The 21,890-nt window shown below is 72.1% G+C and carries 18 protein-coding genes; 9 read left to right on the top strand and 9 right to left on the bottom strand.

Annotation, left to right across the window (positions count from 1 at the left end):
• Positions 1 to 5 precede the first annotated feature (5 nt).
• Positions 6 to 641, top strand: a complete 636-nt coding sequence (locus tag BLT23_RS07890; RefSeq protein WP_090047122.1) for a hypothetical protein — start codon at positions 6 to 8, stop codon at positions 639 to 641.
• A gap of 67 nt (positions 642 to 708) precedes the next feature.
• Here the strand turns inward: BLT23_RS07890 and BLT23_RS07885 are convergent, their stop codons facing one another.
• The 3 genes from BLT23_RS07885 to BLT23_RS40595 all read right to left on the bottom strand — a co-directional run bounded on the left by BLT23_RS07885 (position 709) and on the right by BLT23_RS40595 (position 2,788).
• Complete coding sequence (locus tag BLT23_RS07885) at positions 709 to 1,992, bottom strand: ArsB/NhaD family transporter (protein WP_090047120.1); 1,284 nt, start codon at positions 1,990 to 1,992, stop codon at positions 709 to 711.
• A gap of 85 nt (positions 1,993 to 2,077) precedes the next feature.
• Complete coding sequence (locus BLT23_RS07880) at positions 2,078 to 2,536, bottom strand: CBS domain-containing protein (protein ID WP_090047119.1); 459 nt, start codon at positions 2,534 to 2,536, stop codon at positions 2,078 to 2,080.
• Positions 2,537 to 2,611: 75 nt separating this feature from the next.
• Positions 2,612 to 2,788 (bottom strand): hypothetical protein, encoded by a 177-nt coding sequence (locus BLT23_RS40595; protein ID WP_176946648.1) that lies wholly within the window; start codon positions 2,786 to 2,788, stop codon positions 2,612 to 2,614.
• Positions 2,789 to 2,949: 161 nt separating this feature from the next.
• Here BLT23_RS40595 and BLT23_RS07875 point away from each other — a divergent pair, with 161 nt between their 5' ends.
• On the top strand, positions 2,950 to 4,845 hold the full coding sequence (locus BLT23_RS07875; RefSeq protein ID WP_245743819.1) for an acyltransferase family protein: 1,896 nt from the start codon (positions 2,950 to 2,952) through the stop codon (positions 4,843 to 4,845).
• Positions 4,846 to 5,096: 251 nt separating this feature from the next.
• Here the strand turns inward: BLT23_RS07875 and bdeA are convergent, their stop codons facing one another.
• Positions 5,097 to 5,948 carry a bis(hydroxyethyl) terephthalate hydrolase gene (bdeA, locus tag BLT23_RS07870; RefSeq protein WP_218133669.1) on the bottom strand — a complete coding sequence of 284 codons (852 nt, stop codon included), beginning with the start codon at positions 5,946 to 5,948 and terminating at the stop codon, positions 5,097 to 5,099.
• A 188-nt stretch (positions 5,949 to 6,136) separates the two neighbouring features.
• Between bdeA and BLT23_RS07865 the strand changes: the two genes are divergently transcribed.
• From BLT23_RS07865 to BLT23_RS07840, 6 genes are all read left to right on the top strand, one after another.
• Positions 6,137 to 8,527, top strand: a complete 2,391-nt coding sequence (locus tag BLT23_RS07865; protein ID WP_090047114.1) for a helix-turn-helix transcriptional regulator — start codon at positions 6,137 to 6,139, stop codon at positions 8,525 to 8,527.
• Between the two features lie 29 nt (positions 8,528 to 8,556).
• Positions 8,557 to 8,970, top strand: coding sequence for an acyl-CoA thioesterase (locus BLT23_RS07860; RefSeq protein ID WP_090047113.1), 414 nt, complete (start codon positions 8,557 to 8,559; stop codon positions 8,968 to 8,970).
• Positions 8,967 to 10,067 (top strand): zinc-binding dehydrogenase, encoded by a 1,101-nt coding sequence (locus BLT23_RS07855; RefSeq protein WP_090047111.1) that lies wholly within the window; start codon positions 8,967 to 8,969, stop codon positions 10,065 to 10,067. Before BLT23_RS07860 ends, BLT23_RS07855 begins: the two co-directional genes overlap by 4 nt.
• A gap of 227 nt (positions 10,068 to 10,294) precedes the next feature.
• Complete coding sequence (locus BLT23_RS07850) at positions 10,295 to 11,440, top strand: S1 family peptidase (RefSeq protein WP_090047110.1); 1,146 nt, start codon at positions 10,295 to 10,297, stop codon at positions 11,438 to 11,440.
• A 229-nt stretch (positions 11,441 to 11,669) separates the two neighbouring features.
• A complete protein-coding gene (locus BLT23_RS07845; protein WP_218133668.1) occupies positions 11,670 to 12,728 on the top strand; it encodes a glycosyltransferase in 1,059 nt (352 codons plus the stop codon).
• A gap of 75 nt (positions 12,729 to 12,803) precedes the next feature.
• Positions 12,804 to 13,886 carry an ANTAR domain-containing protein gene (locus BLT23_RS07840; protein ID WP_245743818.1) on the top strand — a complete coding sequence of 361 codons (1,083 nt, stop codon included), beginning with the start codon at positions 12,804 to 12,806 and terminating at the stop codon, positions 13,884 to 13,886.
• A 224-nt stretch (positions 13,887 to 14,110) separates the two neighbouring features.
• Here the strand turns inward: BLT23_RS07840 and BLT23_RS07835 are convergent, their stop codons facing one another.
• On the bottom strand, positions 14,111 to 14,968 hold the full coding sequence (locus tag BLT23_RS07835; protein WP_090047107.1) for an alpha/beta fold hydrolase: 858 nt from the start codon (positions 14,966 to 14,968) through the stop codon (positions 14,111 to 14,113).
• Positions 14,969 to 15,036: 68 nt separating this feature from the next.
• Between BLT23_RS07835 and BLT23_RS07830 the strand changes: the two genes are divergently transcribed.
• Positions 15,037 to 17,877 carry an ATP-binding protein gene (locus tag BLT23_RS07830; RefSeq protein ID WP_176946647.1) on the top strand — a complete coding sequence of 947 codons (2,841 nt, stop codon included), beginning with the start codon at positions 15,037 to 15,039 and terminating at the stop codon, positions 17,875 to 17,877.
• Here the strand turns inward: BLT23_RS07830 and BLT23_RS07825 are convergent.
• The 4 genes from BLT23_RS07825 to BLT23_RS07810 are packed head-to-tail and all read right to left on the bottom strand — an operon-like array spanning position 17,819 to position 21,881.
• Positions 17,819 to 19,237: an acyl-CoA synthetase gene (locus BLT23_RS07825; RefSeq protein WP_245743817.1), complete on the bottom strand. Its 1,419-nt coding sequence runs from the start codon at positions 19,235 to 19,237 to the stop codon at positions 17,819 to 17,821. The genes BLT23_RS07830 and BLT23_RS07825 overlap by 59 nt on opposite strands.
• Positions 19,221 to 20,540, bottom strand: a complete 1,320-nt coding sequence (locus tag BLT23_RS07820) for an MFS transporter (RefSeq protein WP_090047101.1) — start codon at positions 20,538 to 20,540, stop codon at positions 19,221 to 19,223. Before BLT23_RS07820 ends, BLT23_RS07825 begins: the two co-directional genes overlap by 17 nt.
• Positions 20,541 to 20,550: 10 nt before the next feature.
• Positions 20,551 to 21,009, bottom strand: a complete 459-nt coding sequence (locus tag BLT23_RS07815; protein WP_090047100.1) for a MaoC family dehydratase — start codon at positions 21,007 to 21,009, stop codon at positions 20,551 to 20,553.
• Positions 21,006 to 21,881 (bottom strand): amidohydrolase family protein, encoded by an 876-nt coding sequence (locus BLT23_RS07810; protein ID WP_090047780.1) that lies wholly within the window; start codon positions 21,879 to 21,881, stop codon positions 21,006 to 21,008. Before BLT23_RS07810 ends, BLT23_RS07815 begins: the two co-directional genes overlap by 4 nt.
• Positions 21,882 to 21,890 lie beyond the last annotated feature (9 nt).

Raw genomic sequence — 21,890 nt, 5'->3', positions numbered from 1 at the left:
TTGTCTTGACGCACGCCCGTGGCCCCCTGTTCATCGCCGCCCTCGCGACGGCGGGTCTGTTGTTGTCGGCCTGCGGCTCCGAGACCACGGGCACCGCGACGCCCGCCACCTCGGACGAGACGACGACCTCCGAGACCACGACCTCCAGCTCGGCCAAGGAGAGCACCAAGGCGTCCACGCCGCCCGCCGCCGGTGGCGACGCCACCGCTCCCGGCACGAAGCTCAAGGTCGGCGACCAGGCGGTCATCCCCTTCTCGGTGGGCGACAAGACCGGCACGATCGGCGTCACCCTGACCGCTATCGAGCAGGGCGCGAAGGAGGACCTCGCGAAGTTCGGCGACAAGGCCAAGGCCATCACGCCGTTCTACCTGCGGGTGAAGGTCGAGAACCTGAGCGGCACCGACCTCAGCTTCTCCTCGGTCTCGCTGCGCGGCCTCGGCGCCGACGGCAAGGGCACCGGCGTGATCATCAGCGGTGACACCGACAACTGCGACTCGCAGAGCGCCCCCAAGACGTTCACCACGGCCGGCGCGTCCTACGAGACCTGCGTGCTCAGCGGCGCGCCGGACGGCTCGCAGGTGGCCGCCGCCGAGTACAGCCGCGGTGACTACACCAAGTCGCCGATCGTCTGGCAGAGCTGACACCACGCGAAAAGGGCGTCGAACCCATCGGGTTCGACGCCCTTTTCGCTGTCCTGGCGGTCCGCTGCTAGAAGTAGCGGAGCCAGACGTAGCCCCACGCCATCGCCGTGCTGAGCAGCGTGACGACGATGCCGTACCGGGTGAACTGCCAGAAGCTGATCCGGTGACCCGCGCGGGCGGCGATGCCCAGCGCGACCACGTTGGCGCTCGCGGCGACCGCGGTGCCGTTGCCACCGAAGTCGGCGCCCAGCGCGAACGACCACCACAGCGCCTGGCCCGTGCCGGCGTCGGGGATCTCCGCCACCATGCCCTCGACGACGGGGGTCATCGTGGCGACGTACGGGATGTTGTCGAAGAACGCCCCGAGCACGCTCGACCCGAACAGCAGGGCCGTCGCGGCGAGGAAGTAGTCGTCCCCGAACGCGGAGATGGCCCAGGTGCCGACGGTCTCGATCACACCGGTGTGGGTGAGACCCGCGACCATGACGAACAGACCCATGAAGAACACCAGCGTCGGCCACTCGACCTCGGCCAGCACCTCCGACGGTTCTGCTTTCGTCACGATCATCATGACACCCGCACCGACGAGCGCGACGATGGCGGGATCGATGTGCACGACGGCGTGCAGACCGAACCCGATCACCACACCCGCGAACACGATGAGGCATCGGCGCAGCATGGCGGGATCGGTGATGGCGCGGCGCTCCTGCAGCGACATCACCGACTCCACGTGCTCCGCGTTGTACTGGAACGACTTGCGGAACAGCACTTTCGTCAGCAGGACGAACACCACGAAGATCACGACGACGACCGGTGCCATGTGGACCAGGAAGTCCATGAACGTCAGACCGGCGCGGCTGCCGATGATGATGTTCGGCGGATCACCGATCAACGTCGCGGCGCCACCGATGTTCGACGCCAGCACCTCGGCGATGAGGTACGGCTGGGCGGGGATGCGCAGCCGGTTGCACACGACGATCGTGACCGGTGCGACCAGCATGATCGTCGTGACGTTGTCGAGGAACGGTGACGCGATCGCCGTGATGATCATCAGCATGACCATCAGGCGGTAGGGCCTGCCACGGGCTTTCTTCGCGGCCCAGATGGCCAGGTAGTCGAACACCCCTGTCTGTTTGACGATGCCGACGATGATCATCATGCCGAACAGCAGGAAGATGACGTTCCAGTCGATGCCCTCGTGCTCGGAGAAGAACACCTCGGAGCCGGGGATCAGCCCGAAGACGGCCATCAGGCCGGCGGCGACGAGGACGACCTTGACCTTGTCCGCCTTCTCGGTGGCGATGAAGAAAAACGCGATCAAGAAGATCGCCAAGGCGAGAGCGGCGCTCACAAATCTCCCAACGGGGAAAAAGCCGTCGCCGGCGCGTGTTCAGCCGCACCGGCGACGGCGGGGGAGTGGCTCTTGTCGGACGGAGTCAGTCCTCGGCGCCGTACACGGCGAGGCTGGTGATGAGTCGGTCGAGGGTGATGGCACCCACGAGCGCCCCGGAGCGGTCCACGACGGCGACGAGCGGACTGTGCTGCCGCGCCATGAGCGCGGCCACCTCCAGGAGGGTCGCGTCGTCGCGGACGGTGGTGGGTTTGGCGCGCTGACGTGGCGCGACGTCGCCGACGGTGCGGTCGGCGAGCTCTTCCCAGAAGCTCTCGGCGGCGTGCTCGTCGATCGTGCGCGCGAGCGCGGGGTCCTCCTGGTAGGAGGAGGGGACCGCGAGCCGCAGCACCTGCGTGCCCGGCAACACCGTCCACGGTCGTGCCTGGTCGTCGACCACGATCAGGCCGGGCAGGCGGTTGACCGCCATCACCCTCACGGCCTTGGTGACCGGATCGTCGACCGTGACGGTCGGGACGTTGATCGCGATGTCGCGCGCTTGCATTGCATCATCCCGTTCGGTGCGCCCGGCCAGTTTTCCCGGTGCTGACATTGTCGTACCTCCCACTTCACTCGTCGGTCAGGTGCGGCTCAGGCCGATCAGGCCGGCCAGGACGAGGCCGGCCGCGACGAGCAGGGCGTGCGGGGTGGCGACCCCGGCGATCAGCAGCGCCAAGGCGATCCCGATCAGTACTGGGTTCAGCGGCCGTCGGGTCGAGGCGGTCGAGCTGGTCGGGCGGTCGCTGGTGATGGGCATGGCACCTCCTTTCAGTGACACACCCACCACGATCGCTGCTCTGGCGTGCGAAAACGATCCGTCTGGGCACCCAACTCCCCCACGGTGGAGGGGGTGTTCCCACTCGGAAATGGGTGTTGGCACCCATGGACTTGTGCCGGATGGGCGAGGACCCTCCCTGCGTGGCGGGAAGTGGTCAGCTGGAGGAAACCCGAACGTCCACGGCGAACAGCAAGTCCCCGCCCCGGAGCTACCGGCCCGAGCTGCAGGGCCTGCGCGCGGTGGCGGCCGGGCTCGTCGTCGTCTACCACGTGTGGCTCGGCCGGGTGTCCGGCGGCGTCGACGTCTTCTTCCTGATCTCCGGCTTCCTCGTGACGGGGCAGCTCGTGCGCGCGTCCGCCAGGGGCGGGATCAACCTGCGGGTGCTGTGGGGCCGGATGGCGAAACGGCTGCTGCCCGCCGCGTTCGTGGTGCTGGGCGCGACGGTGGTGGCGGTGTTGCTGCTGCTGCCCGCCGACCGGTGGGCGCAGACGATGCGCGAGGTGACGGCGGCCGCGCTGTTCATGGAGAACTGGCAGCTCGCGGCCGACTCGACCGACTACTACGCCCAGAACGCCCAGGCGAGTGTCGTGCAGCACTTCTGGTCGTTGTCCATCCAGGGGCAGTTCTACCTGCTGTGGCCGCTGCTGGTCGGCCTGGTGGTGATGCTGCGCCGCTCGTTGACGCGCGTGCTGCTGCTCGTGTTCGCCGCCTCGTTCGCCTACTCCGTGTACCTGACCGCGGTGAACCAGCCGCTCGCGTACTTCCACACGGCGACGCGCATCTGGGAGTTCGCCCTCGGCGGCCTGCTGGCGCTGACGACCGTCACCTTGGTCCGTCCACTGCGGATCGTCCTCGGCTGGGCGGGTCTCGCGGGGCTGCTGCTGTGCGGGATGGTGCTGCAGGTCGGTGCCGAGTTCCCCGGCTATCTCGCGCTGTGGCCCACCCTGTGCGCGGCCGCCGTGATCCTCGCCGGGGCGACCGGGAGCCGGTTCGGTGCGGACCGGTGGCTCTCGGGCGAGCGGATGCGCTACCTCGGCGACCTCAGCTACGCCCTGTACCTGTGGCACTGGCCCGTCCTGATCTGCTACCTCGTGGTGCGCGGCCAGGGGGAGGCGGGCCTGCTCGGCGGCGTGGCCGTCATCGGCACGTCACTGGTGCTCGCGGCCCTCACCCACCTGTTCGTGGAGGAGCCGGTCCGCCGCTCGGGGTGGGGCGCGCGCAAGGTGACGGTGGTGCTGCTCGTGCCGCTCGTGATCGCCGTCACGACCTGGCAGCTCACCGGCGAGCGGAACGTGGAGGCGTACGCCCCGTCCACCGACTTCGCCACGCTCGACGGCGAGACGTGCTCGATGTCCCCGGGACACCAGCAGCTGACGGTGTGCTTCGGTCCCGCCGAGGGCACACCCGCGAAACGCGTCGTGCTCGTCGGCGACTCCCACGTCCAGCAGTTCATCGCCGCCCTCGACCCGATCGCGCGCAGCCGCAACTGGCAGCTCATCCCGATGCTCAAGGGCGGCTGCCCGTACTCCACGAAGTCGGAGCGGTGGCCCGGCATGCAGGAGTGCGTGCGGTTCAACGACGAGGCCACCGAGGAGATCATCTCCCTCAAGCCCGACTTCGTCTTCACCCTCTCGACCCGCAACGTCCAGGTGGGACTGACCGAGGAGACGCCGCCGGGGTTCCTGGAGCGCTGGCGGCAGCTCGACGCCGAAGGCATCCCGGTGGTCGCCGTCCGCGACAGCCCGCGCTACAGCTTCTCGGTGCCCGAGTGCGTCCGCGTGCACGGCGCGTCGTCGCCCCGGTGCGGCGCTCCACGCGACCAGATGCTCAGCGAGGTGCCGCCCTACGCGAACCTCGACGTGCCGTCCAACGTCTCGTTCCTCGACTTCAGCGACCAGATCTGCCCGGACGAGTTCTGCTCGCCGTTCGTCGGCGACCTGCAGGTCAACTTCGACGACAACCACGTGAGCGCGCGGTTCATGAGGGAGCTGTCACCGGTCCTGGAGGAGGCGCTGGACGCCATCCACAGCGCTTAGGAGGCACGCTGCCGGTCCTGAGACGACGAACGGGCCGGTGCGCACGGTGTCCGTGACGCACCAGCCCGGGTTCGCGGTGGTGAGGGGACCGGTGTGGTGCCCCGGTCGGGGCGGGGCACCACACCACCCCTGGGTTCCCCGTTCGCGACGGGGTGCCGGAGGACCCGCGTCCGCCGCCGGACGCGGGTCCTCCGCCGCGCCATCGGTGCGAAACCCTCAGGCGCGGTTCTCGCCGGGCGAGGACTCCGGCCCTACGAGTTCGGGCAGGTGTTGCGGTACTCCTCGACCTGCGTGCTGCGACCCGGCCCGGGGCACAGGAACTGCTCGTAGCGGGTGTCGTTGTCGATGAACCTCTTCAGCCACGAGATGCTGTACTTCGCGATCGTCGTGTCGGGCAGGTTCGGCGCGAAGTGCGAGGCGTTGTTGAGCTCCAGGTACGCCTTGTCCAGCGTGGACGGCAACGACGTGTAGAACGGCTCCGAGTGCGTCGCGACCGGCGCGACCGAGTCGCTCTCCGCGCCGATCACCAGGGTCGGGACGCTCACCGACGACCAGTTCTTCGTGGTGTGCCAGCCCGTGAGAGGGATCGCCGCCTGCAGGGACGGACGCTGCGCCGCCGCGCGCAGGGTGCCGCCGCCGCCCATCGAGTGGCCCATGACGCCGAGCCGGGAGGCGTCGATCCGGCTGCGGACGTCGCTGCGCTGGGTCAGGTAGTCGAGCGCGGCGAGCAGCTGGGAGGCGCGGCTGTCGGGCTGGTCGTAGATCGTGATCGTGTCGATCGTGAACACGACGAAGCCCTGCGAGGCGATGCGCGGGCCGAGCCAGTCGATGCTCGACTGCGTGCCGGTGAAGCCGGGGGAGATCACCACCGCGCCGAATGTGCCGGACGAGGTGCTGGTCGGGTAGTAGATCGTGCCGCCGCCGAAGCCGCTGACCAGGGACGACACCCTGGTGTCCGACACGGCGAACGGACCGCGCGTGGCCTCGATGCTCGAGTTGGTCGGCGCGGGGCCGCGTTCGTAGGGGTTGTCCGCGGCGCGGGCCGCGGGAGCGCCGATCAGCAGCACGGACAGTGCGATCGGGATCAGTGAACGGAGTTGCACAGCGTTGTACACCTCATTCGGCAGGGGGGAAATCGGGGACGGGATCGACACTGGCGGCCCGCCGCGCACACGCGCATCGGTGCAACCACCGGTCTCGCCGGAGAACTTCGGGGACAAAACTAACGGTGGTAGGTGAATTTCGCCGAGACCCCTTCCGCAGGCCGTCCGGAGAGGGCGAGACTGGCCCGATGCTGCGTGGCAGGGACAGGCAGCGCGTCGCCGTCGACGCGTTCCTCAGGCGTGCGCGCGCTGGGCACGGCTCGGCGCTCGTGCTGCGCGGTGAACCCGGATCAGGCAAGACGGCGCTGCTCGACCACGCCCGCCGCACCTACGACGCGGTGCTGTGCGTGGACGACGTGCGCAGGCTCGACGACGACCTCCGCGAGCTCGCCGAGGACGTCACCGGAACCGGGGCCGCGCTGCTCATCGCGACCGAGACCGAGACGTTCGGGCTGCCCAGCGTGGTGCTGGAGCCGCTGGACCGGGCGGCGAGCCTGCAGGTGCTCGACGACCTGCTGCCGGGCATCCCGGCCGCGCTCGCCGTCGACGTCGCCGAGCTCGCCTGCGGCAACCCGCTCGCGCTCGCCGAGCTGGCCGCGTCGCTCACCTCCGACCAGCTCGGCGGCACGGCGCCGCCCCCGGAGGTGCTGCCGGAGTCGAGCTCGCTGCGCACCCGCCTGCTGGCCCGGTTCGAGGCGCTGTCCCCGGCCGCGCGGCACGTCGTCGCGCTCGCGGCCGTGGACGAGGAGCTGACCGCGGAGGACCTGGCGAGGCTCACCGGCGACCTGGACGCCGTGACCGAGGCCGGCACGCTGCTCGACCCGCGCCGCCTGATCCGCTCCACCGTCCGCACCGGCATCCCGACCGCCCTGCGGTTCCAGGCGCACGGAGAGCTCGCCCGGCTGCTGCCGGAGGGACCGCGGCGCACCTGGCACGCGGCCGTCACCGGCAACGACGGCGGCGAGCACGCCGACGCGCTCGCCGCCAGTGCCGAGCACGCCCGCCGGTGCGGCGACTTCGCGACCGCCGCACGGGACCACGGCCGTGCCGCCCAGCTCACCTCCGAACCGGAGGAGAAGGCGCGGCGGCTGCTCAGGGCGGCCTCCGACCACTGGGCCCGCGGCGCGCCGCACCGGTCGCGCGCGGTGCTGCGCACGGCCGTCCGGCTGACCGACACGGTGGAGCTCCGCGCGCTCATGGATCTCCTGGCGGGCGGCATCGACCTCGGCGAGAGCCTCCCGGACGTGGCCGCCGACCGCCTCATGCGCGCCGCCAGGGGACTCGTGGGCACCCAGCGCGGGCTCGCGGTGGCGGCGCTGGGGTACGCGGGTGAGGCGGCCAGCATCGCGGGCGACCCGCGCCGGCACACCGCCGTCGCCGAGTTCGCCAAGGAGATCCGCCGCCCCGACGAGCACCCGGCCACCCGGCTCACGCTCGACCACGTGATCGGCGTGTCCGCGACGCTCGCCGGGCGGCACGACGAGGCGCTGCCCGCGTTGCGCGGCGTCGTCGCGCTGGCCGGGCAGGTGCCGGGGCCGCAGGCGCGGATCTGGGGCAGCCAGGCCGCCTACGTGCTGGGCGACGCCACCCGGTCCTACGAGTTCGCGATGAGCGCCGTGACGTCGGCGCGGGAGACCGGTTACACCGCGCTGGTGCCGTGGGCGCTGGTCTACCGGGCGCTGTCGGCGTTGCTGCTCGACCAGCACGCCGCCGCGCTGACGGCGGCCACCGAGGGCGTGCACGCGGCCACGGCGATGGGCCAGCACAACGCCGTCGTCGACCACCTTACGATCCTCGCGCTGCTGGCGGCGTTGCGCGGCGACGCCGAGACGGCGCTGCACCGCATCGACACCGCGACCGCGCACATCACCGAACGCGGCCTCATCCGCCCCGGCACGTTCGGCGCCTGGGCGTTCGCCTGCGCCGACCTCGCCCGCGACCGGCCCGCCGACGCGCTCGACCGGCTGCGTCTGCACCACGGCCACACCGGCATCAAGGTGATGGCCGCGCCGCACCTCGTGGAGGCCGCCGTCGCGTGCGGCAAACCGTCCACAGGGGACAGAGCGCTGAGCCGCTACGAGAAGTGGGCGGGCGCCACCGGCAGCGCGGCCAGGCTCGCGCTCTCCCACCGCTGCCACGGGCTGCGCGCGGCCGGCACCGCCGACGAGCACTTCGAGGAGGCGATCCGGCTGCACCGGGCCAGCGGCACCGCGCTGGAGCTCGCGAAGACCGAGCTGCTGTACGGCAACCGGCTGCGCCGCGGCCGCAAACCCAAGGCGGCGCGCGAACACCTGCGCGACGCGGTGCGCATCTTCGAGTCTTACCAGGCCGACCACTGGGTCGACCGGGCCCGCGCCGAGCTGCGCGCGGCCGGTGACTCCACCGGCGAGCCGAAGGACCACCCCGGCCTGACGCCGCAGCAGGCGCAGATCGCCGCGCTGGTCGCCGAGGGCGCCACGAACCGCGAGATCGCCACGCGGTTGTTCCTGAGCCACCGCACCGTCGAGCACCACCTGCGCAACATCTTCGCGCGGCTCGGCGTGCGGTCGAGGGTCGAGCTGACCAGAAGGCTCGACTGAGGGTGTCGAACCACAGCAGCGGAGGGTGTGTGCGCGAGAGTTACCGGCACTGGCAGCGGATTCCGACCCGGTGGGCGGACAACGACGTCTACGGCCACGTGAACAACGTCGTCCACTACGCGTTCATGGACACGGTGATCAACACGTGGCTGATCGCGTCGGGTCTCGACATCCACGAGGGCGCGGAGATCGGCCTGTGCGTCGAGTCCCACTGCAACTACCGCGCCTCGGTCTCGTTCCCGGACGCGCTGGACGCGGGCCTGCGGATCGGCCACCTCGGCCGGTCGAGCGTGCGCTACGAGGTCGGGTTCTTCCGCGAGGGGGACGACGACGTGGTGGCGGAGGGGCACTTCGTGCACGTGTTCGTCGACAGGACCACCCGCAAACCGGCCGAGATCCCCGCGCACCTGCGCACCGCGATGGAAGGGCTGGTGGTGACGTGAGGACGCGAGGAGCCGTGCTGACCGAGGTCGGCGGGCCGCTGGAGGTCGTCGAGCTGGAGCTCGACCCGCCCGGTCCCGGCGAGCTGCTGGTGCGCGTGCACGCCACCGGCCTGTGCCACTCCGACCTGTCGGTGATCGACGGGTCGCGGCTGCGGCCGTTGCCGATGGTGCTCGGCCACGAGGCCGCGGGCGAGGTCGTCGAGACGGGACCCGGCTCGGGGTTCGCGCCCGGCAACCACGTCGTGCTGTCGTTCGTCCCTGCCTGCGGCGCGTGCCGCCCGTGCGCGTCCGGCAGGCAGGCGCTGTGCGAACCGGGCGCCGCCGCGAACCGCGAGGGCACGCTCCTGGGCGGGCACCGCCGGTGGACGCTCCCGGACGGCACCCGCCCGAACCACCACCTCGGCGTGTCCGGCTTCGCCGAGTACACGGTCGTCTCCGGCCGCTCCGCCACGCTCGTGCCACCGGACCTGCCGCTCGACGTCGCCGCGCTGTTCGGCTGCGCCGTGCTGACGGGCGCCGGTGCCGCGTTCTACAGCGCCAGGGTCGAGCCGGGGGACCGGGTCGCGGTCTTCGGACTCGGTGGCGTCGGACTGGCCGCGGTGCTCGCCGCCCTCACCGCCGGAGCCACCCAGGTCGTCGCGGTCGACGTGGTCGAGCACAAGCGCAAGCTCGCCCTCACGCTCGGCGCCACGCACGAGACCGCGGGCGGCCCGGACGTCGTCACCGCCGTGCGCGACCTCACCGGCGGCGGCGCGGACAAGGTCATCGACACGACCGGTGTCGCGGCCGTCCTCGAACAGGCATACGCCGCCACGGCCGTCGGCGGCACGACCGTCACCGTCGGCCTCCCGCACCCGGACCGCACGATCACGCTGCCCGCGCTGAACCTCGTCGCCGAGGAACGCACTCTCAAGGGCAGCTACCTCGGCTCGTGCGTGCCGCGTAGGGACGTGCCGCGGTTCGTCGACCTCTACCGCGCCGGACGGCTGCCGGTCGACGGGCTGCTGTCCGGGCGGCTCGCGCTGGAGGACGTCAACGAGGGGTTCGCGAAGCTCGCGTCCGGTGAGGCGGTGCGGCAGGTGGTCGTACCCGGCTGAGCGGGCCCGGGAGCTGGGCTCGGCGGGTGGGGTCAGGCCGGTCCGGCCCCGCCGAACCGGCCCGGGTGGTGCCCGGTTCCGGGGCTCCGGGCACGAAACGGACAGGACAGGCAGGCGGACAACGGCTTGCCCGTCCACCCCTGCCTGTTGCATGGTGAGAGCGCTCTCATGTTCGCCGTCTTCCGCAACGGGGCGGAAGGCGACCCTGCTCGGACAAGGAGACGAACATGCGGTTCACCCTGCCCAGAATCACCTCCAGAGTCGTGCCCGCGCTGGCGCTCGTGCTGGTCGGGTCCACCTTCACCGTCCCGGCGCCGGCCTCGGCGGAAGAGCTGTCGCCGGGCCTGCTCACCGCGATGACGTCGGCGTTCGGCCTCACCGAGGCCCAGGCGCGGCTGCGGATCGAGAAGGAAGAACGCGCGTCGGTGCTCGCGCCGCGCGCCGAAGCGGAGGCCGGCGCCGCGTACGCCGGCAGCTGGTTCGACGACAAGACGAACCGGCTCGTCGTGGCCGTCACCGACCGGGCGGTGGCACGCTCGGTCGAGGCGACCGGTGTGGACACCGTCGTCGTCGGGCGGTCGGCCAACTCGATGGCGGCCCACCAGAAGCGTCTCGACGCGTTGTCCGCGACGGGGGCAGTGCCGGCCGCTGTCGCGAGCTGGCACCCGGACCCGCGCACCGGCACCGTCGTGGTGAACGTCGAGGCCGGCAAGCAGACCGCCGAGGTCGCGAAGTTCCTCGACAAGGCGCGCCAGTTCGGTGCGATCTCCGTGAACACCGAGGGCGTGCAGCAGCCGAAGCCGTACGCGGCGGGCACGGTCGGCGGTGACCCGTACTACACCGGGAACGTCCGGTGCTCCATCGGTTTCTCGGTGCACGGCGGCTACGTCACGGCGGGCCACTGCGGTGGCAACGGTCAGGCCGTGTACGGCTGGGACCGGTCGTTCCAGGGCAACTTCGCCGGATCTTCGTTCCCCGGCAACGACTACGCGTGGGTGCGCATCGGCGGCGGCTGGTGGACCGTGCCGGTCGTGCTCGGCTGGGGCACCGTGGCGGACGCGCTGGTGCGCGGTTCCTGGGAGGCGCCGGTCGGCACGTCGGTGTGCCGTTCGGGCTCGACGACGCGCTGGCACTGCGGTGTGGTCCAGTCCCGCAACGAGACGATCCGCTACGCGCAGGGCGACGTGCACCAGATGGCGGGCACCAGCGTGTGCGCCGAGGGCGGCGACTCCGGTGGCTCGTTCATCACCGGTGACCAGGCCCAGGGCGTGACCTCCGGCGGGTACGGCAACTGCTCGTCCGGTGGCCGCACCTGGTTCCAGCCGATCAACGAGATCCTGAACGTCTACGGGCTGCGCCTGCACACGGCGTGATCCGCGCGGGCCGGGTGTCCACGGGCGCCCGGCCCGTTCCGTCCGCCCGGAAAATGCCTGATCAGTGAGGCCCGTCCGGCAGCGGCGGCCAAGGTCGGCTAGGTTCGAGGCAGTGGGTTCAGTGAGCAGCCCTTCGGCGTGATCGAGCCGTGTGGGGATGGACTCTGCTGTGTTTTCCTCTTCTGGTGTTTCCGGTGTTCCCGACTCCCAGCCGTTGACGATCGCCCTGGTGTCCGCGAACGACGTCCCCGGCTGGCGTGACGCTCACGTCCGCGACCTGGCGGCGGCGCTCGGGGCGCGGGGGCACGACGTGACGGTGCACCACAGCCCGCTGGCGGGCGACGACGAGCTCCAGCTGGGTGACTTCGTCGACACCCTGCGCTCCGAGTGGTCCGGTGCGCGTCCGGACGTCGTTCACGCGCACTTCTGGCGGGCCGGACTGGCCGCACTGCTCGCCGCGCAACCCTGCGGTGTGCCCGTCGTGCAGTCGTTCCACGGGTTCGGCCGTCGTGCCGAGGTCGAGCGGCTCGTGGGCAAGCAGGCCGCCCTGGTCGTCGCGGACGGGGAGGACGAGCTGTTCGCCCTCGCCGCCGCGGGCGTGCCGAGGTCGAAGATCCAGGTCGTGGCCCGCGGTGTCGACGTCGATCTCTTCCAGTCGCACGGCCCGGTGGCGGTCCGCGGCGAGCTGCGCCGGATCGTCACGGTCGTGGACCCGATGGGCGACAACGGGGTCGCCGACCTGGTGGCCGCGCTGCCCCGGTTGCCGGACGCCGAGCTGGTGGTCGTGGGCACCCGTCCCGCCGACGCGGACCGGCTCGGCCGGTGGGCCCGCAGGCTCCGCGTCGAGGACCGGGTGCGCCTGCTCGGGCCGGTCGCCAGGAAGGACCTGCCCGCGGTGCTGCGGTCGGCGGACGTCGTCGCGTGCGTGCCGACCCGCCCGTCGTGGGACGCCCTGCCGCTGGAGGCGATGGCCTGCGGCGTGCCCGTCGTCGCGACGGCCGTGGGCGGACTGACCGACGCCGTGATCGACGGCGTCACCGGGCTGCTCGTGTCCCCGCGTGACCTCAAGCAGCTCGCGCGACGCCTGCGGGTCCTGCTGGACGACGCTACCCTCAGGACCGCCTGCGGAATCGCGGCCGACGACCGGGTGCGTGCCCGGCACACGTGGCCGGAGGTCGCCGCGGGTGCGGACAGGCTGTACCGGCGGCTGCTCGCTCCACCGGAGCCCGCACGTCGCCGCCGGACCGGACGAGCGGGGGTTCCGACCGTTGACGGTGCGCGAACCTGACCGGAACTGTCCGGACCACGCCGCAGTGAGGGCGTGGTCCTCCGTCCCCGTCGGCATCGGAGGGGGCGGCCGGGGGTGGACCTGACCGCGACGACGACGGAACCCGCCCTGGTGCTCACCCTGCCGGGTGTCACCGAGCTGGATGCCGCCGCCGTGCACGCGATGTCCGACGCGATCTCGGCGTCACCCCAGCCCTCGCTCGTCGTGCTGGACCTGCGCCCGTTGCCCGGTCTGCGGGTGACGGACGCGCGCACGCTGCTGTCGTTCGCCCGCACCCAGGCCACCAGGGGCGTGCGCTGCGTGTTCCTCGTCGAACGGGCGCGGGCGGTGCGGCGGATGCTCGACGCCGCCGACCCGGCGGAGGAGGTCCCCCGGTTCACCGGGCTGGAGGAGGCCCTGCTCGGCACGCCCCGGCCGGTGGACACCGGCGTCGAGGACCTGGTGCCGCAGTTCGAGGCGCTGACCCGCGCGCTGCTCACGACCACCACGGTCGCCGCCGCCCTCGACCAGGTCGTCACGACCGCCACGCAGCTCGTCCCGGCCGCCGCGGTGGTGAGCGTGACGCTGCGCGAGCAGGACGGCACCTTCACCACCCCCGCCAGCACCGACGGCGTCGCCGAGGAGCTGGACGAGGTCCAGTACCGCACCGGCCGCGGCCCCTGCGTCGAGGCGGCGCGGGCGGACGGACCGGGGTACGTGACGAGCACGGACCTCGGGTACGACCACCGGTGGCCGGAGTTCGCGGAGACGGCCGCCCGCGCCGGCCTGACCGGCGTGCTCGCCACCGAGCTGCCCGCCGGGAACGGCGTGGTGACGGGGGCGCTGAACGTCTACACCCGCGGCCACGACCGCATCACCGAGACCGACCGGCACACCGCGCTGCTGCTGGCCACGCACACGTCGCTGGTGCTCGCCCACCTCCAGGCCGCCGAGGTCGCCGCGCTGCGCACCACGCAGATGCGCCGCGCGATCGACTCCCGCGACATCATCGGCCAGGCCAAGGGCATCCTGATGAGCCGCCAGGGCGTCACCGCCGACGAGGCGTTCGGCCTGCTGCGGCAGACCTCGCAGGACCTCAACGTGAAGCTGGTCGAGGTCGCCGCCCGGCTCGTCCACCGGCGCGCCGACCTGACCCCTGACGAGCCGCCCGAGCTCTGAGGGGCACGCGCGCCGAGCACGCTTGCGGAAGCGCTGTCCGTAACCACGCCGCCCGCCGACAACCCTCTTTCGTGTTTCCCGCCGGGTACGCGGGGGCCCCGCGTTTCCGCTGACGGTACGCGGGGCCCCCGCGTACAAAAGCCACGTCACGCGGAGGCATCGGTGGCCCTGGGGGGATGACACTCGGGCGGGTGTGAGATGACGGCGGACAGAAGCTTTGGCGGTTAGCGCTTCAGCAGGTCGCGGAGGGCATCGGCGACCACGTCGGGCGCTTCCTCGGCCATGAAGTGCCCGCACGAGACGGTGCGGTGGTCGAGGTTCGGCGCCCAGCGACGCCAGCGCGCCTCGGCGTCGAAGCCGAGGGCGGCGCCCCAGTCCTGCTGCAGCACGGTGACCGGCATCCGGAACGTGGCGTCGCTGTCGGCGGTGTCGTGCTCGACGTCCACGGTCGCCGAGGCGCGGTAGTCGGCGACGATCGACGTGACGGCCTCGCGGCTCGCCCGCAGGTACTCGGCGCGGACGTCGGCGGGGAACGGCTTCGTGCTCCAGAGGTCCAGGAAGTGCCCGAAGAACGCGTCGGGCCGGGCGCCGATCAGCTCCTCTGCCAGGCCGGGAGGCTGGGCCATCAGGTACAGGTGGAAGCCGACCGCGGCGGACGTGCCGTGCATGACGTCCCACATGTCGAGGGTCGGCAGCACGTCGAGCGACGCGAGGTGCGTGACGTGGTCCGGGTGGTCGAGGCCGGTGCGGAACGCGACGAGCGCGCCCCGGTCGTGGCCCGCCAGTGCGAACGTGTCGTGGCCGAGGGCTCGGGCGACCTCGACGACGTCGTTGCCCATCGTGCGCTTGGCGTAGGTGAGGCCGGTGTCGGCGGGCTTGTCGCTGTCGCCGTACCCGCGCAGGTCGGGCATGATCACGGTGTGCTCGGAGGCCAGGTCGGCGGCGACGTGCCACCACATCAGGTGGGTCTGCGGGAAGCCGTGCAGCAGCACGACGGGGCTGCCCTCGCCCGTGGTGGCGACGTTGATGCCGACGCCACCGGAGACCTGGACGCGCTGGTAGTCGAATGCGGAGTGGTTCACGGACGCAGCTTCGCCCCGGCCGATCAGCAACCGATCAGCGACGGGCTCAGCGGGTGGTGACGTTCGGCGTGCTCGGACCCCTGACGGCGGGGGACGCCCGCCTCGGTGGTCCCCGGCAGCGGGCGGTGCTGGCCAGGCTGCTGGTCGCGCGGCGCCGGGTGGTGCCGGTGCGCACGCTCGTCGCGGACCTGTGGGAGGAGCCGCCGGACGGCGCGGTCGGGGCGGTGCAGACGTTCGTCGGCGCGCTGCGCAAGGCGCTGGAACCGGACAGGCCGCCGCGGACGCCGTCGTCGTTGCTGGTCACGGAGGGCGCGGGGTACGCGTTGCGGGCGAGCGACGTGGACGCCTGGCGGTTCGAGGAGATGCTCGGCGGCGACCTGGCCGTCCTGGACGAGGCACTGGCGTTGTGGCGCGGTCCCGCCTACGCGGAGTTCGCCGAAGAGCACTGGGCGCGCGCCGAGGTCGACCGGCTGACCGAGCTGCGGCTGGTGGCGGTCGAACGGAGGGCCGAGGCGCTGCTGGCCGCGGGCAGGGCGGCGGAGGCCGTCGCGGACCTGCGCGCCCACCTGGCCGCGCATCCGTGGCGGGAGAAGGCGTGGAGCCTGCTCGCGCTGGCGCTCTACCGCGAGGGACGGCAGGGCGACGCGCTGGAGGCCGTCCGGTCGGCCCGGCACGCGCTGGCCGAGAACCTCGGCGTCGATCCCGGCCCCGGCCTGCGCGCCCTAGAGGCGGACATCCTCTCCCAGGCGCCCCGGCTGCTCCCCGCGGTGCCGTCGGCGCTGGTGGGCCGGTCCGCCGAGCTGGCGGCGCTCGACGCGGCGGTGCCCGCGGCCGGGCTGGGCGTCGCGGTGGTGAGCGGGGAGGCGGGCGTCGGCAAGACCGCGCTGGCCGAGGAGTTCGCCGCGGTGCTGCGCGGCCGTGGGTGGACGACGGTGTGGGCGCGCTGCCCGGAGGACGCGCCGCTGGCGTGGCCGTGGCAGCAGGTGGCGGAGGCGCTCGGGGCGGAGCTGGTCGCGGGCGACCGGTTCCACCTGAGGCGGCAGGTCGTGGCGGCGGTGGAGGCGGCGGCGCCGGTGCTGGTCGTGCTGGACGACCTGCACCAGGCCGACGAGGAGACGCTCGCGGTGCTGGCGGCGTTCACCGGGGCGAGCCTCTCCGGGCGGGTGCTGCTCGTCGTGACGACCCGTGCCGCGGTGCCGTCCGAGGCGCTCGCCCGCGCCGAACCCGTCCGCGTGCCGCTGGGCGGGCTGGGGGAGGAGGCGGTCGAGGCACTGGTGCGGTCCATCTCGCGGGACGCGGACGTGCGGGCGATCCACGAGCGCAGCGGCGGAAACCCGTTCTACGTCAAGGAGCTGGCCCGGCTGTTCGCCGCGGAGGGGTCGCTCGGCGTCCCGGCGGGCGTGCGGGAGGTGATCCGGCACCGGCTCGCCCCGCTGCCCGCCGAGGTCAGGACGGTGCTGCACCAGGCGTCCGTGCTGGGGCGGGACGTCGACGTGGACATGCTCGGGCGGCTCGCGGGCGAGGACGTCCTCGACGCGCTGGACGTCGCGTTGCAGCGGGGTTTCCTGGTCGAGGTGGCGCCGGGCCGGGCCAGGTTCACGCACGCGCTGGTGCGGGACACGGTGTACGGCGAGGTGTCGCTGACCAGGCGGGCGCGCTGGCACCTGGCCGTCGCGGAGGCACTGGACCAAGGCGAAGTCCACCTGCGGGCGCACCACTACATCGCGGCGGACGCACGCGGTGAGGCAGCGGTCCGTGCCATCGCCGCGGCGGCGGAGAGCACCCACTCGCCCCGCGAGGCGGTCGCGTTGTGGGAGGCGGCGATCAAGGCGGCCGAGGGCACCCGGCCGGACCTGCTGACCGGGCTGGCACGGGCGCTGGCGGTGAACGGAGACCTGGCGGCGGCACGGGAGCACCGGTCGACGGCGTTGCGGGCGACGACCGACCCGCGCGCCCTCGCCGAGGTCGTCGGCTCGTTCGACGTGCCGGGCGTGTGGACCACCAGCGACGACCCGGCCCACTCCGCCGAGCTGGTCACCGCCGCCGAACGGGCGCTGGCCGCCTTCCCCGGCCCGACCGCCACCCGCGCCCGCCTGCTCGCCACGATCGCGATGGAGGAACGCGGCACCGGGACGCGGCTGGCCGAAGCGCGGGAGGCCGAGACGATCGCGCGCGACCTCGGCGACCCGGCCCTGCTCGCGTTCGCGCTCAACGCGAAGTTCATGCACACGTTCCACCGCACCGGCCTGGCCCGCGAACGGGCCGCGATCGGCGTTCAGCTGACGGGCCTGGCCGCGGCGCACCACCTGGTGACCCACGAGGTGCTGGGCCATCTGATCGGCGTGCAGGCGAACGCTGCGCTGGGCGACTTCGCCACCGCGGACCGGCACGCGGACGCCGCCGACGAACTCGCACGCACCCACGACCTGCCGTTGGTCGGTGTCTTCACCGACTGGTACGCGGCGCTGAAACTGGCCGCGGACAACGAGATCGACGCGGCCGAACGCGCCTACCGGGCGGCGGCGGGACGGGTCGAGGGCACCGGCATGTGGGGCGTGGAACGCGGCCTGCTGCCGCTCGCCCTCCTCAGCCTGCACGGACCGTCCACAGTGGACCTGGACGACGACTGGGGACCGTTGCGGGACTGGGTGAGCCCGCTGGTCCTGCCGCCGGACGAGGCACGGGAGGTCGCACGCGCGTTGCCGCCGGGACCCGCCGACCTCCTGAGCGAGGTGCGGGCGGCCCTGCTCGCGATGGCCGCCCTCCGGCTCGGCGACCCGGTGCTGCGGCAGCGCGCGTACGAACGACTCCTCCCCGCGAAGGACGAGCTGGTGGCGGGCACCGGGCTCGTCACGTTCGGTCCGGTGACCCGCTTCCTGGACGCGCTGCGCGCCGCAGAGCGGGCTTGAACACCTTGCCCGACCCCGTCCTCGGCAACGCCGGCACCAGCTCGAAGTGCTTCGGCACCTTGTACTTCGCCAGCCGCGACGCGAGGAACGAGCGGATCGCGGCCGGGTCGGGTTCCGTGCCCTCACGAGGACGCACGAACGCGTACCCGACCTCGCCCCACCGTTCGTCCGGCACCCCGACCACGGCCACCTCGGCCACGTCCGGGTGCGCGGTGATGGCGTTCTCCACCTCCGCCGGGTAGACGTTCTCCCCGCCGGAGATGTACATGTCCTTCACCCGGTCCAGCACGTACAGGTACCCGTTGTCGATCAGGCCGATGTCGCCCGTGCGGAACCAGCCGTCCGGGGTGAACGCCGCCGCCGTGGCCTCCGGCGCGTTCCAGTAGCCGGGGGTGACGTTCGGGCCCTGCACCTCGATCTCGCCGGTCTCGGACAGCCGCAGGTCGCCCAGGAACACCGGCGTGCCCGCCGATCCCGCCCACGCCACGCTGTCCGCCGCCTCCAGGAAGGTGGCGCCCGGCGCGGTCTCGGTGAGCCCGTAGCCCTGGCAGAACACCAGGCCACGGTCCTGGTAGGCGTGGATCACCGACTCCGGCACCGGAGCCCCGCCGCACAGCAGCACGCGCAACGACGACAGGTCGGCGGTCGGCCAGCGCGGTGACGCGAGGACGTCGGCGAACATCGTGAACACGCCGAACATCAACGTCACGCGGTGCTTCTCGACGAGGTCCAGGCACACGTCGACGTCCCAGCGCGGCGTGATCACGCAGTGCCCGCCCTTGATGAACGTGGGCAGCAGCGTCTGCGCGAGCGCCGCCACGTGGAACAGCGGCGCCGCCACCAGTGCCACGTCGTCGGTCGCGAGGTCGAGGCCGATCAGCAGGTTCATCGTGTTCCACACCAGGTTGGCGTGGGTGAGCACGGCGCCCTTCGGCCTGCCCGTGGTGCCGGACGTGTAGAGGATCAACGCCGGCGCCGACAGCTCCACCGGTTCGTCGATCTCCTCGTCCGAACCGCCCGCGAGCCACTCCTCGTAGTCGTCGAGGGAGACGGCCCGCGGGTGGTCCACGGTGTGCGTCGGCGCGTGGACCAGCACGTGCGCGCCGCAGTCGGCCAGCTGGTAGTCCACCTCCGCCGGGGTGAGGCGGAAGTTCAGCGGGACGAAGACCGCGCCGAGCTGGTGGGCGGCGAACATCGTCTCGGCGAACGACGGGTGGTTGGGGCCGAGGTACGCGACGCGGTCGCCGTCGCGCACCCCCAGCTCCCGCAGCCGCCACGCCAGCCGGGTCGTGCGGACCGCCAGCTCGCCGTAGGTCGTGGAGACGCCGCCGTAGGTGAACGCCTCACGCTTCGGCGCCATGCGTGCTCGGCGGCGTGGCCAGCTGCCCAGTCCCGCGTTGCGCATCCCCGTCTCCCGTCAGGCTGGTCTTGCTGGTCTCGTGCAGGACCAGCGTGCACACCACGGTCAGCACGCAGAACGCCGCGAGGATGAACGGGATGGCGCCCGTTCCCGCGCTGCGCTGCACCTCGGCGAACAGCAGCGGAGCGAGCCCCGCGCCGAGACCGGCGATCTGGTAGCCGAGCGACGCGCCCGTGTAGCGGCTGCCGGTCTTGAACAGCTCGCTGTAGAGGGCGGCGAGCGGACCGAACATCATCGGGTGGAACACCGCCTGGCCGAGCACCAGGGCGATCACGACGTACCCGTTGTCCACCAGCGGGAACAGCACGAACCCGAAGATCCCCATCAGCACCGCGCCCGCCAGCACGACGGGCCTGCGCCCGACCCGGTCCGACACCGCGGACCAGCCGATGATGCCGGCCACCGCCAGCGCGGAGGACAGCGTCAGCGCGTTCAGGATGTCCTGCCTGCTGTTGCCCGCCTGAACGCCGTAGGCGAGCAGGAACGTCGTCAGCGTCGACTGCGCCACGAACGCCGCCAGGCCGATGCCGACGCCGAGCGACAGCGTGCGCGGGTGGTTGCGCAGGACGTCCATCAGCGGCAAGGAGGAGGAACGCTCGCGCTCCGCCTTGAACACCGGCGTCTCCTCGACCCTCAGCCGCACGAACAGGCCGATGCCGAGCAGGACGATGCTGAGCAGGAACGGCACCCGCCAGCCCCAGTCGAGGAACGCCTGCTCGCCCACCAGCGCCGAGGTCCCGCTCAGCACGAGCGTCGACAGCACCATGCCGCTGGGCGCGCCCGCGTTGGTGAAGCTCGCCCACAGGCCGCGCCGGGACGTGGCGTGCTCGGCGGACATCAGCACCGCGCCGCCCCACTCGCCGCCGACCGAGATGCCCTGCAGCACCCGCAGCAGGACGAGCCCGGCGGGCGCGAGCCAGCCGACCTGGGCGTAGGTGGGGAGGACACCGATCAGGAAGCTCGCCACACCCATGAGACTCATGGAGAGCACGAGCATCTTCTTGCGGCCCAGCAGGTCGCCGTAGTGTCCGAAGAGGATGCCGCCGAGCGGGCGGGCGAGGTAGCCGGTGGCGAAGGTGCCGAAGCTCGCGATCGTGCCGACCAGGGGGTCGAGCGAGGAGAAGAAGACCTTGTTGAAGACGATCGCCGAAGCGGTCGCGTAGAGCAGGAAGTCGTAGTACTCGATCACGCTGCCGAGGTAGCTGGATGCGACTGCACGGCGTAACTGCGTTGTTGGCGCCATGACATCACCCTCACGCGTAGTGGCGGTATACGCCGCGTGCGACGCACGCGGGCTTGGGGGACCCCTCCAGTTCGACCGTGAAGTCGATCGTGATCTGCACGCCGTCGCCCGCGACCTCGTCGCTGGACACGACCTTGCCCGTCAGCCGGATCTTCCCGCCGACCGGGACCGGCGCGGGGAACCTGACCTTCTCCAGGCCGTAGTTGAGGCTCATCCGGACGCCCGAGACCGACAGCAGCTCGGTCATCATCGGGATGAGCAGCGACAGCGTCAGGTAGCCGTGGGCGATCGTGCCGCCGAACGGGCCGTCCGCGGCACGGGCCGGGTCGACGTGGATCCACTGGTGGTCGTCGGTCGCGTCGGCGAACGTGTCCACGCGGCCCTGGTCGATCTGCAGCCAGTCGGTGTGGCCGAGGTCGCGGCCCGCCAGGGCTTTCAGCTCTTCGAGTCCGTGCGCGGCGACGGTCATGCGTCCTCCTTGACGAGTCCCAGCAGGCGTGCGGCGTTGTGCTTGAGGATCTTGGGACGCACCTCGTCGGAGATGTCGAGACGCGCGAAGTCGGCGAGCCAGCGGTCCGGCGTGATCACCGGGTGGTCGGAGCCGAAGAGGACCTTGTCCTGGAGCAGCGTGTTCGCGTACCGGACCAGCTGCGGCGGGAAGTACTTCGGCGACCAGCCGGACAGGTCGATGTGCACGAACGGCTTGTGCGTCGCGACCGCCAGCGCCTCGTCCTGCCAGGGGAACGACGGGTGCGCGAGCACGATCCGCAGGTGCGGGAAGTCCACGGCGACGTCGTCGACCAGCATCGGGTTGGAGTACTTCAGCCTGATCCCGCCGCCACCCGGCACCCCGGCGCCGATCCCGGTCTGTCCACTGTGGAACAGCGCGGGGACGCCGAGCTCCTCGATCACCTCGTAGAGCGGGTAGGCCATCCGGTCGTCGGGGGAGAAGCCCTGGAGGCTGGGGTGGAACTTGAACCCGCGCACGCCGTGCTCCTCGACCAGCCTGCGCGCCTCCCGCACCGCCGCCCGGCCCTTCCACGGGTCGACGCTCGCGAACGGGATGAGCACGTCGGCGTGCTCGGCGCAGGACGCGGCGACCTCCTCGTTGGAGATGCGCGGATGACCGGTGGCGTGCTCCGCGTCGACCGTGAAGATCACCGCCGCCATCTTGCGCTCGCGGTAGTACGCGGCGGTCTCGGCGACCGTCGGCTGCCGGTGGCCCGCCTTGAAGTACTTGGCGGACGCCTCCATCAGCGCGGGGCTGAGCGAGCTGTGGCCGTCGCGGGAGATCTCGGCGTGCGTGTGCACGTCGATGGCGACCACCTCGTCCACGTTCATCTTGGGCGC

This window comes from Lentzea fradiae, from assembly GCF_900100955.1.
In the GTDB taxonomy this organism is placed as follows: domain Bacteria; phylum Actinomycetota; class Actinomycetes; order Mycobacteriales; family Pseudonocardiaceae; genus Lentzea; species Lentzea fradiae.
The sequence above is the reverse complement of the archived record's forward strand: the minus strand, read 5'-3'. Positions and strand labels throughout refer to the sequence as shown.